Source organism: Lysobacter sp. yr284 (assembly GCF_900107375.1).
Classification (GTDB): Bacteria; Pseudomonadota; Gammaproteobacteria; order Xanthomonadales; family Xanthomonadaceae; genus Lysobacter.
This window is the reverse complement of record NZ_FNPT01000001.1, coordinates 1,321,029-1,332,796: the sequence shown is the minus strand read 5'-3', so window position 1 is coordinate 1,332,796 and position 11,768 is coordinate 1,321,029. Positions and strand designations below refer to the sequence as shown.

Annotated in this window: 7 protein-coding genes; 3 read left to right on the top strand and 4 right to left on the bottom strand. The window is 64.3% G+C overall.

What is annotated here, in order from left to right; translation table 11 throughout:
- From BLV01_RS05065 to BLV01_RS05050, 3 genes are all read left to right on the top strand, one after another.
- Window positions 1-3,312 (top strand): Ig-like domain-containing protein (locus tag BLV01_RS05065; protein WP_139178489.1); only part of this gene is annotated, 3,312 nt, incomplete at its 5' end.
- Between the two features lie 10 nt (window positions 3,313-3,322).
- Entirely contained in the window at window positions 3,323-7,135 is a 3,813-nt protein-coding gene (locus BLV01_RS05060; protein WP_139178487.1) for a hypothetical protein, read from the top strand.
- A gap of 579 nt (window positions 7,136-7,714) precedes the next feature.
- Entirely contained in the window at window positions 7,715-7,912 is a 198-nt protein-coding gene (locus tag BLV01_RS05050; RefSeq protein WP_091794538.1) for an XAC0095 family protein, read from the top strand.
- Between the two features lie 529 nt (window positions 7,913-8,441).
- On the opposite strand, the gene BLV01_RS05045 is transcribed toward BLV01_RS05050, so the two are convergent.
- From BLV01_RS05045 to BLV01_RS05040, 4 genes are all read right to left on the bottom strand, one after another.
- A complete protein-coding gene (locus BLV01_RS05045; protein WP_091794536.1) occupies window positions 8,442-8,639 on the bottom strand; it encodes a hypothetical protein in 198 nt (65 codons plus the stop codon).
- 193 nt (window positions 8,640-8,832) lie between these two features.
- On the bottom strand, window positions 8,833-9,189 hold the full coding sequence (locus BLV01_RS25200) for a hypothetical protein (protein WP_139178485.1): 357 nt from the start codon (window positions 9,187-9,189) through the stop codon (window positions 8,833-8,835).
- A gap of 6 nt (window positions 9,190-9,195) precedes the next feature.
- A complete protein-coding gene (locus tag BLV01_RS25195; protein ID WP_139178483.1) occupies window positions 9,196-9,972 on the bottom strand; it encodes a hypothetical protein in 777 nt (258 codons plus the stop codon).
- 18 nt (window positions 9,973-9,990) lie between these two features.
- Entirely contained in the window at window positions 9,991-11,643 is a 1,653-nt protein-coding gene (locus tag BLV01_RS05040; RefSeq protein ID WP_091794534.1) for a LysM peptidoglycan-binding domain-containing protein, read from the bottom strand.
- Window positions 11,644-11,768: the final 125 nt, after the last annotated feature.

The following is an 11,768-nucleotide window of genomic DNA, read 5'->3' as shown; positions in this document are numbered from 1 at the left end:
GTCGCGGCGGGCACGCCGGCGGGTACCTACACGCTGGTGTACAAGCTGTGCGAAGTGCTGAACCCGAGCAACTGCGACGACGCCAACGTGACGGTGAAGGTCGATGCCGCGGCGATCGATGCGGTCGACGACAGCAATGCGCCGGCGGTGAATGGTCGCGTCGGTGGCGTGGCTTACGCCGACGTGCGCAGCAACGACACCTTGAACGGTCAGCCGGTGGCGGCCGCGGACGTGACGCTGGCGCAGGTCTCGAGCGGCCACGCAGGCGTGAGCCTGAACGCTTCGACCGGCGCGGTCAGCGTCGCGGCGGGTACGCCGGCGGGTACCTACACGCTGGTGTACAAGCTGTGCGAAGTGCTGAACCCGAGCAATTGCGACGACGCCAACGTGACGGTGAAGGTCGACGCCGCGGCGATCGATGCGACCGACGACACCGGCACGCCGGTCGACGGACGCGCCGGCGGCGTGGCGGTGGTGGACGTGCGCAGCAACGACACCTTGAACGGCCAGCCGGTGGTCGCGGCGGACGTGACGCTGAGCCAGCAGTCGAGCAGCAACCCGGGCGTGACCCTGAACCCGGCGACGGGCGCGGTCAACGTCGCGCCGGGCACGCCGGCCGGCACGTACACGCTGGTCTACAAGCTGTGCGAGGTGTTGAACCCGAGCAACTGCGATACCGCCACGGTCAAGGTCACCGTCGACGCCGCCCCCATCGACGCGGTCGACGACATCGTCGCCACGCCGGTCAACGGCGCCACCGGCGGCACCAACGTGGTCAACGTGCTCGGCAACGACACCCTCGGCGGCAGCACGGTCAATCCGGCCGACGTCGTCGTCACGCCGAACAGCAACGGCCCGCTGACGGTCAAGGCCGACGGCAGCGTCGATGTCGCGCCGAACACGCCGGCCGGCAGCTACACCGTCACCTACAAGCTGTGCGAGGTGCTGAACCCGAGCAACTGCGACACCGCCACGGTCACCATCGCCGTGTCGGCGCCGGCCATCACCGCGACCGACGATCCGGCCGGCGGTACCGGCACCACGCCGCAGAACACGCCGGTGAGCACCAACGTGATCGCCAACGACACGCTCAACGGCGCGCCGATCGATCCGAACCTGGTGATCATCACCGTCAGCACCGACCCGGCCAACGGCACCACCGTGGTCAACAGCGACGGCACCATCACCTACACGCCGCGCAGCGGTTTCTCCGGCGACGACAGCTACGGCTACACGATCTGCGAGAAGCTCAACCCGACCAACTGCGCGACCGCGAAGGTCAGCGTGACGGTGCAGCCGAACAAGGTCACGGCCAACCCGGACACCGCCCAGACCAACCAGCAGACCCCGGTGACCGTCAACGTGATCGGCAACGACACGGTGACCGGCGCGCCGCTGGATCCGGCGTCGCTGACCATCGTCGGCGAACCGGCCAACGGCACCGTGACCTGCGCGGCCGGCGCGTGCACCTACACGCCGAAGCAATTCTTCGCCGGCACCGACACGTTCACCTACCGCGTCTGCGATACCTCTTCGCCGACGCCGGTGTGCGCGACCGCGTCGGTGACCATCACGGTGATCGCCAACGCGCCGGTGCTGCGACTGGTCAAGACCTCGGCGGTGCGCGAGGTCAAGATCGGCGATCTGGTCCGCTACAGCGTGCTGGTCGAGAACGTCGGCGACTCGCCGGCGGTCAACGCCACCCTGGTCGACATCCCGCCGGCCGGCTTCACCTTCGTCGACAACTCGCTGACCGTGGACGACGACAACAAGAACGGCGTGGTGATGAGCGCCAACCCGCTGCGCATCGGCGGCATCGACGTGGCGATCGGCGGCAAGGCCACCGTGAGCTACTTCCTGCGCGTCGGCGCCGGCGTCGGCAAGGGCGTGCACAAGAACCAGGTCGCCGGCTACGACGACAAGGGCACCAAGATCTCCAACGACGCCACCGCCGAAGTCACCATGGCCGGCGACCCGCTGCTGGAAGACAGCCTGCTGGTCGGCACCGTGTTCGACGACCGCGACGGCGACGGCTGGCAGGATCCGGCCAAGGCCAGCGGCGTGCGCGTGCAGGGCGGTTTCGCCCCGAACGCCTACGTCGCCGGCTCGACCACGGTCGATCGCGGCGAAGGCCCGGTCGCCGAGCCCGACGCCAGCGCGCCGATGCTGCACGGCATCGCCCTGGGCCGGATCGACGGCCGCGGTTCGGCCGCCGCGCCGGCGCGCGAAGTGGTGGTGCGCCAGACCTTGAACGAACTGGCCTTCACCGACGACTTCGTGCTGACCACCGACGAAGGCACCACCGTGCGCATGGGCGCCGACGGCCGCACCACGGTCGAACGCACCCGCGGCGACGCGGCCAAGGGGCTGAGCGGCCAGGACCTGCAGGTGACCCGCCAGGTCGCCCAGGGCGCCACCGGTTACGTCGTCTCCTACACGATCCGCAACAACGGAATCGAGGAGCGCGGCATCCCCGGCGTGCGCATCGCTTCGGTCGAGGGCTTGATCATGGAGACCGACGCTTACGGCCGCTTCCACCTGGAAGGCATCGACGGCGGCAACGCCTCGCGCGGCCGCAACTTCATCCTCAAGGTCGACCAGGCCACGTTGCCGCCGGGTTCGGTGTTCACCACCGAGAACCCGCGCGTGCGCCGCATCACCCAGGGCATCCCGACCCGCTTCGACTTCGGCGTCAAGCTGCCGCCGGGCGAAGTCTCCGGGATGAAGTCCGAGACCGATGTCGAGCTGGGCGAGGTGATGTTCGAGCCCGGCAGCGCCAAGGTGAAGCAGAGCTACGCGCCGATGTTCGAGCAGATCGCCGGACGCCTGCGCGACGCCGGCGGCGGCAGCGTCACCGTCAGCGCGCAGGCGCAGGAGGAGGCGCTCGCCTTCGCCCGCGCCCGTGCGGTGCAGGCCGCGCTGCTCAAGCAACTGGAGAGCGACCCGGCGCTGGCGAGCAAGGTCTCGGTCGACGTGGTCGCCGGCACCGACGCCACGCTGGTCAGCCTGGATCCTGCGATCCGCCTGGGCGAGGTCCTGTTCGACACCGACCAGGCCACGATCAAGCCGCAGTACCGCACGCTCATCAGCGAAATCGCCAAGACGCTCAACCAGCAGGGCAGCGGCGCGATCGGCATCGTCGGCCGCGCCGACAAACGCGGCGCCGCCGCCTACAACGTCCAGCTGGGACTGCGTCGAGCCAAGGCCGTGTTCGAAGCGATCTCGGCCGAACTCAAGCCCGAGGTAAGGCAGAAAGTGCGAGTGGACATCACAGACGACACCCAGGCGCCGGTCGGCGTGGGCAACCGTTGAGGACATGACCATGAAGATCAAGATGAAGCTTCTGGACATGACCCTGATCGGCCTGCTGACCGGTGGCGTGTTCGCCGCCGGCGCCGCCGCCCCCGCGTACGCGCAGAAGTCCGGCCAACCGAGCCTGCCGCTGAAGCAAGGCGACGGCGGCCGCGCCGGCGCCGCGCCGGTGGACCTGAGCTCGCTCGACAAGCCCGCGCCCGCGCGCGAGGCGGTGGCGGGCGCGGCGGAGGTCCCGGCGCAGTGCCAGGGCAACGAATGCCGCAGCGACGAAGGCCTGCTGTTCCGCGTGCGCACCCGCGGCGAGGACAAGCCGGTCGCGCAAGGCGACGACGCCGACGCGCTGCAGGCCAACCGCCGCGTCGACGTGGTGCGCGAGAACGTCACCGAAGGCACGGCCAAGATCGCCGGCAAGTTCCAGATCGACCTGCCCAACGGCGGCGTGATCTGGGCCACCGAAGATCCCACCCTCGGCCCGCCGGTGCTCAACGTGCAGGCCGGTTCGACCGCGCCGTTCGAGAACGGCCGCATCATCAAGCCGGTGCGCTTCCACGCCTACACCAACTACGCGTCTTTCATCGACAAGCTGCAGGTCACCGTGTACCGCGGCAGCGACACCGACCTGGTGACGCCGCTGGCGACCATCGACGTGCCGGTGGAGAACGTGGCCGAGCAGGAATGGGACGGCACCTTGCCGGCCGGCTTGAACCTGCTCGCCGGCGACGAGCTGATCTACATCGCCCGCGCCTACGGCAAGAGCGGCGTGTTCGACGAAATCCAGCCGCAGCGCATCCAGCTGCTGAAGCCGGAAGAGTACGAGCGCGGCGTGCAGATCCAGCGCGACCAGGTGCAAAAGAGCCTCGGCCAGCCGATCGAAGCCAACAACGCCCAGGACCTGGCGATCACCAGCTCGATCTACGGCACCAACGCGATCCGGCTGCAGAACATCCCGGTGTACGGCTCGCGCGTGCGCATCTACGGCCGCGACATCCCGCGCGACAGCCAGATCACCATCAACGACCAGACCTTCCCGATCGACCTAGAGCGCAAGTTCGCCGCCGAGTTCCTCGAGCCGATCGGGCCGCACACCTACGCGGTCAAGATCAAGGGCCAGGGCGGGGCGACGCTGGAGAAGAACCTCGACGTCAACGTCACCGGCAAGTACAGCTTCCTGGTCGCGCTGGCCGACGTCACCGTGTCCAAGAACAGCGTCAGCGGCAACATCGAGCCGATGGCGGCGGGCGACCGCGGGCGCTACGACGACAGCTTCATCAGCGAAGGCCGGCTGGCGTTCTATCTGAAGGGCAAGGTGCAGGGCAAGTACCTGATCACCGCCCAGGCCGACACCCGCGAGAACGAGATCAAGCGGCTGTTCAACGGCTTCTTCGACGCCGACGCGCAGGACATCTTCCGCCGCCTCGACCCGAACCTGTACTACCCGGTCTACGGCGACGATTCCAACACCTACCGCGACGTCGACACCCAGGGCAAGCTGTACCTGCGCGTGGACTGGGACCAGAACCAGGCGATCTGGGGCAACTTCAACACCGGCATCACCGGCACCGAGTACGCCCAGTACAACCGCTCGCTGTACGGCGCGGCGCTGGCCTGGCGCAGCCGCAACACCACCGTGCTCGGCGACCCGCGCAGCGAACTGCGCGTGTTCGGCTCCGAAGCGCAGAGCGCGCTCGGCCACACCGAGTTCCTCGGCACCGGCAACAGCCTGTACATGCTGCGCCACACCGACATCCTGCCGGGTTCGGAAAAGATCACCGTCGAAATCCGCGACGTCAGCACCGGCCGGGTCGAATCGCGCGTGGACCTGACGCGCGGCGCCGACTACGAAATCAACAACATGCAGGGCCGGATCCTGCTGACCCGCCCGCTGTCGCAGATCACCCGCGAGAACGTGCGCACGTTGACCCGCGACGCCCCGCTGGACGGCTACACCCAGCGCCTGCTGGTCGATTACGAATACGTCCCGGCCGGTTTCCAGACCGACGACGTCAGCGCCGGCTTCCGCGGCAAGCAGTGGTTCGGCGATCACCTCGCGGTCGGCGGCACCTACATCGACGAGAACCGCAGCGGCGACGACTACACCCTCAAGGGCGTGGACCTGACCCTGCAGGCCGGCCGCGGCACCTACCTGAAGCTGGAGAAGACCCGCAGCGAGTCCACCGCGGCGCCGCTGTGGTATTCCAGCAACGGCGGCATCGACTTCACCCGCGTCAACCCGATCGACGGCCCGCGCAAGGGCGACGCCGACAAGATCGAAGCGCGCGCCAACTTCAAGGAACTGGGCTGGACCCAGCTCGACTGGAGCGCGGGCGCGTGGTGGCGCGACGTCGATCCGGGCTTCTCGATCTCGCGCTACGACCAGGGCCAGGCGGTGCGCGAGTACGGCGCCGAGTTCCTCGGTTACTTCACCGAGAACTTCAGCCTGTTCGGCCGCCACACCCGCCGCGAACGCGGCGACGAGGCGCTGGAACAGAGCCAGCTGACCATGGACTGGCGCATCACCAACGACGACCAGCTCGGCGCCGAACTGCGCCGCATCCGCGAAGAGCGCGGCGCCGGCTCGACCACGCCCGATCTCGACGCGATGCTCTTCGCGATGCGCTACACCCACCGCATCGGTTCCAGCCTGGAGCTGTACGTCGCCGGCCAGTACACCGTCGACGACGACGGCGGCCGCTACGACCGCAACGACCTGGGCACGATCGGCGCGCGCTACCTGTTCGGCGACCGCTCCAGCGTCAGCGCCGAATACAGCAACGGCAGCCGCGGCAGCGCCGGCAAGGCCGAAGCCGAGTACCGCCTGACCCCGGACCACACCCTCTACGGCGGCTACACCTTCAGCGCCGACAGCACCGAACGCGACCCGCTGTTCGACAACGTGCTGCAGACCGGCTGGACCATCGGCCAGCGCTGGCGCCTCAACAACCAGACCAACCTTTACAACGAAAGCGTGTTCCTCAAGGACCCGCGCGATTCCAGCGAGGGCATCGGCCACACCTTCGGCATGGACTTCTATCCCGCCGAAGGCTGGAACCTGGGCTTCAGCGTGATGGACGGCGACGTCGACGGCCCCTCCGGCCACATCGACCGCCGCGCCTACAGCCTCAGCGGCGGCCGCACCGACCAACGCACCGACTGGTCGAGCAAGGTCGAATACCGCAAGGACAGCGGCGCCGAACGCCGCGAAGCCTGGACCACCGCCAACCGCCTGTTCTACAAGATCAACGAAGACTGGCGCATCGCCGCGCGTTTCCTGTACTCCGACATAAAGGACCAGATCGAAGCCGCCCGCGGCGCCAAGACGGTGGAGGGCAACCTCGGCTTCGCCTACCGCCCGCACGACAATTCGCGCTGGGCCGCGTTCGGCAAGTACGTGTACCTGTACGACCTGGCCACCATCGGCCAGGAAGGCGGCAACCGCTACGACCAACGCTCGCAGGTGCTGTCGTTCGAAGGCATCTACCGCATCGACGACAAGTGGGAAGTGGCCGGCAAGGCCGCCAGCCGCTGGGGCGACTACCGCATGGACCGCGGCGAAGGCCTGTGGCTCGACAGCCGCGCCGACCTGCTGGCCGGGCAAGTGCGCTACCACCTGATCGCCAAGTGGGACGCGATGGCCGAATACCGCTGGCTGTCGGTGAAAGACGGCGGCGACCGCCGCGGCTGGCTGGTCGGCGTGGACCGTCAGCTGAGCGAGAACTTCAAGGTCGGCGTGGGCTACAACTTCACCGACTTCAGCGACGACATGACGGACCTGGAGTACGACAACAAGGGGTGGTTCCTCAACCTTGCCGGTTACTACTGATCGCAGGGCAGGGCGGGATCACCGCAGAACAAAAAGGGCGTCCGCGAGGACGCCCTTTTTCTTTGCCGCAACCGCAAGCGCCGAGTAAGTCGCGACCGCCCCCTGTAGGAGCGGCGCAAGCCGCGACCGCGCTGACTCAACCACGCCGTTGCTTCATCCGAGCGCGTTCTACGACGACGGCGTTGTTCGCGAAACCGCTGCTGCGGCTTTCGGTTTGATGTGCATCGCGTGCATCAACCTTGCGCACGGCTGGAAAAGCTCCGCAAACGGCTATCGACAAGCGTTTTTGCCAGTAGCAGGCTCCGCATCGGAGCGTAGAAACTCCTCGTACAGCGGTCCCCACCTCCGAAATCCCGGTGGGTTTTTTATGCCTGTTGTTCGGGCATAGCCGGCGCGTGTCTTGCGTCGGGAGGGCGGCTAATACAACACCCGCAAGGGGAATACGCCCGCCGCCTGTACGCGGCTTCTAACCTCCCGACATACCGCCTGCGCATCCGCGCAGTGCGGGCCACTGGCTCATGGAGAGGAGTACCGCTGATGCCCCGAAGAACCGCGCCCGCGCCCCCCGCCGATTACGTCATGCTGCCCGCCGACGCCTACCACGGCCTGCAAGCCTTCCGCGACGAACTGATCGGCATCGCCCAAACCATCGACCCCGCCACCCCATCGCCCGAAATCCGCAAACCCGAACAATCGCGCCGCCGCGCCCTGGCCCGCGTGTTCCGCCTCTGGGCCGAGCAAGTCCATGGCAACCTCCAGGCGATTCGCTCCGACTAAGTCTGTTGCCGCCCATCGGTCGCCGTCCGGCCGGCGGCGACCATTGGCCTCGGTGCAAACGGAAGCGTTTCGGCCTTGCGCGAGCTTTAAGGACACAAACGCAAGCCTTCAGGCGTCAGGCGCGGGCCGATTTATACCGAACGCAAGGGGTAGTGCGTCGTCGCGGATCCAGGCCATCTCGACGCAAGCCCTAAACATCCGACCGCAAGCCGCGGAGCTCTGCGGTACCAAGCCCTCTTGCTTTGGCATTGGGGCGAATCTTCTTGCACGCGAACCTCTGAGACCTGACTACAAGGCATTTTGCCTTGCGCGCGACGCGTGAAACCTTGTGTTCGCAAGCCAGAGAGCCTTGCGCGTAAGCCGCATGGGTGGCGTGCGAACCGACGCGGCTTGCGCATGAGGTTCGCGGTCTCGGAAGCAAATTGACTACTGTCGCCATCGGGACGCTTGCGAACTTTGCTGTATTGCTAGGCTCTCGTCTCGACCGGGCGATCGCCATTCCTAATACGTCGTTGTTGATGTAGTGCTGCTAGATCATCGGACGAATCACACAGACGAGGTTGCTGCCATACAGGCCTGGAGAGATGACGATCTCCGCGTCTCGACGTCCCCGTAGCGCTTCTTCGATAATCGAGGCGAAGCCGCTCGGGGTATAGAAGGCGCGCATCGCTTGGCGCGTTGGCAAGATTACGACGCCGCGCTCTTCCGCAAAGGCCAGATCGATCATTCCCCTTAGTGCGTCCGCCGCGAAAAGTCCACGTAGGCATAAAGCCCCCGGACTCGATGGCTCGTTCTGCCACGAGGGTAGGGGCGGCCGGATCGGTTCGGACAATTTCCTGATTCCTGGCTTCGAAGTAGAACCAGCCCTGTTGCCTGTCAAGTTAATATGTTTAGAATTTATGGAATAAATATCAAGAAAATCAATCAATTGTGATTATTTTTATTGTGCCATCACTGTTTCGGTTAATTTTTATCCATCCGCGTACTTCCCATTCCGTGAATATTTCGATGTAGCGCTGGCGGAAGTCGGTGAAGTCAACGGGATCACCCCCGATGATGTAGGAATCGCCTCTGCCTATATTTATTATCTGTTCGCCTTCTTCAATGAGGAGGTTTATGCTTGATTTGGAGAAAATATCCGATAGGTTGGCTTCATTTTTATGCTCTGCGGGGAGATTTCTAAGAATAAACAATTTGTAACTGACCTCGTCGATGCCGTCATGCGCGAGTAGTTGCTCAAGTTTTTTTATAAAATCTTTAAATTCTTGCATGTTCATGGATAGTTATCTTCCTTCGTTGATCATTTTTTGAACTAAGTTGTCAGCGTAATCTACGGCGTAATTATGGAGATAATCGATGTATGCCTGGGTTTCTGATCTGTAAATTGCTGTTGTAGCCGCGCGCTTGTGCAGGCCGGAAATTTCAAAATACTCGTGCCCTAACACCACGGTTATTGCCCTGTCGCTTTCGAATACACTGCTTCGAACGTTAACTGCGGCTGTGCCCCCGAACATATCATTCCATGAAAGTCGTTTATCGATAATAACTTCCTTGGCTGAACTTTTGACGGAATAGGAAGCGAATTTGTCGGCCCCAAAGACTTCGTCGAACGTGCTGTCTTCTACCAATCTGTACTTGATCTTGAATTCGCCATGGTCGACGAGAATTACGTTGCTTTCCAGTACTTCGTAATCAATAAATCCTTGGCCGAAAGAGCCTCGATCATCGGCGAAATTTATGGCGTCTTCAAGGCTTCTCGGGCCGGAGGCGTTTTTTGTCCAGTGAGCTTCAGTTCTATGAGCTTTGGCGGCTCCAGTGATAGGTAGGCCGTGTTCGTTCACGGCCGTGGGGTTTACAGCTCTTGGCCTTGTTTCATTTGTTTCGCGTGCGGTTCTGGCTGTTAAAGCTTCAGCGTCCTGATGAATAAGAGACGGGCGCGTGCGGCCCATAGATGAGCCCCCAGCGCCAAGAGTTACTAGATCCCCGAAGCCTAAAAATGCGTTAATCGCTTGGGAGGCGCCTTCTAGCCCTGCAATTGCGGAGTCATGCCCTTCTAACATGCTCGCCTTCGCAAAGGATTACCCGGCAAGATAGGCATTATTCGGAGCATTGATGATGCCAGACGTCATCATGTCCGCTAATGCAACAGGCGTCACGATCACCGCCCCAGCTAGCCCCATAGCTCGTATGTGCAAGAGATTGCTAGCGTCGTCCAGTCCAGCGATGTATCCGTTATAGGCAGCCTCATACGGCCCGTAGCGAGGGGTATATAGATTGTCCAATGGCACCGGCTGAAGCCTGGCTTCGTTCTTCAGCTCTGGTTTGAGATAGACATTCGGAACCGGGAATTTGACTTGAGAGGGGGCGGCTACCGTCACCCTCACCGCCTCTGAAATGTCATGTGGAGCAGGCAGCGCCTCAACATCAAGTGAGGGGGATTGGGGCTGAATACGGAGGGTGTCACCCGACATCTCGGCCGGAGTATCCAATTGGACGCGAGGCCCCCTGCCACTGGATTTGATTCGATCCACTACTGCGATCGAACCATCTTCGTTTCCAGCGATCGAGTAGCGTGAGCGACCGCCCAACTCGTTGCTGGCTAGCGCGTCTTCCCGGTTGTAAAGGCTGTCGAGGGTGGAGACCTCGTCGGGGCGAGAGGCTGCACCGACACCAGACTTGTTGGCTGCTCGCGAGGCGGCCACTGACATCGCAGCGAGCGCCAACTGGAAGCCGGTGCCAATCGCAACGTTCTTCCAACTAAACGAACGGTTGGCAATGAGCTTGTCGGCCGCCGCTCCCACGACCGAGTTGGTCGCTGCCAGCCCTATCGCCTTCAATGGGCTGTTGGCCAGTGCTTCCGCAACGCCGCCCCACTGGGAGGCGATACCTCCGGTTACAGCTCCGGTGACGGCGCCGACAGCGACATTGCGCCAGCTGAAACTGACCGCGCCCATCATGCTGCCGACGGCTTGACTGGCCAGACTGCCTGCAGCGCCTGAAACCGCGCCGGCGTAGACGGCGGTGCTCATTGCAATGGATGTGCTTGTCGCGGCGGCGGCTGTGGTGCCGGCTGCCGCGGTAGCAGCCGTTGCGGTACCAGCCGCTGTTGCGCCGGTCGTAGCGCTCATCGCCGCGGCGGTTTGCCCGGTCATGGCGCCCCAGGTCGCAACGGTCACGGCGATCGCCACAATCGCCATCATGACAATCGCGAACCCGCCGCACCCATCCTTCGGCGGCGGTGGGATGTATGGCAACCCCGGAGTCGTAGACCCAATCGCCTCCCCCGGGCTATACGGCTTGAACGTCTCCGAGCTGTTCCGACTCACCTTCACGCCAGGCACCGTCAGCAACAGCCCCTCGGCCAGCTCCTGATTCGGATCGCCCAGCCCATTGGCCTCGGCGATCACGTACCACAGCTGCCCATCGCCATAAATGCGCTGCGCCAGCATCACCAGCGTCTCACCCGGCAAAGCGGCAATCTGATTGCCGGCGCCGACTTCGTAGTTGCCGAGTCCGCCGAGGCTGACGATCTGGTCGGTGTAGTAAAGCGGTTGATTCGGCCCGGAGACGGCTTGGCCCTGCTTGAGTTCGGCCAGTTGCTGACAGCCGGCATGGACCAGCAGGTAGTTGCCGGGACCGCCGGGGCCGTCCTGGACGAAGGCGCCGTTCTTGATCGTGCCTTCGCGCCGCGTCTGCACGCGGCCGTCGCCGGTGAGGCTGTAGTAGCGCACGCGGTCGTCGAGCGCGCCGCTGCGCAGCGGGGTGGTTTCGCGCTGCGTGGTCAGGCGGCCGAAGGCGTCGTAGGTGAGGGTGTTGGTGGTGGTGCGGTAGTCGGGGTTGCTGCTGGTGCCGGTGA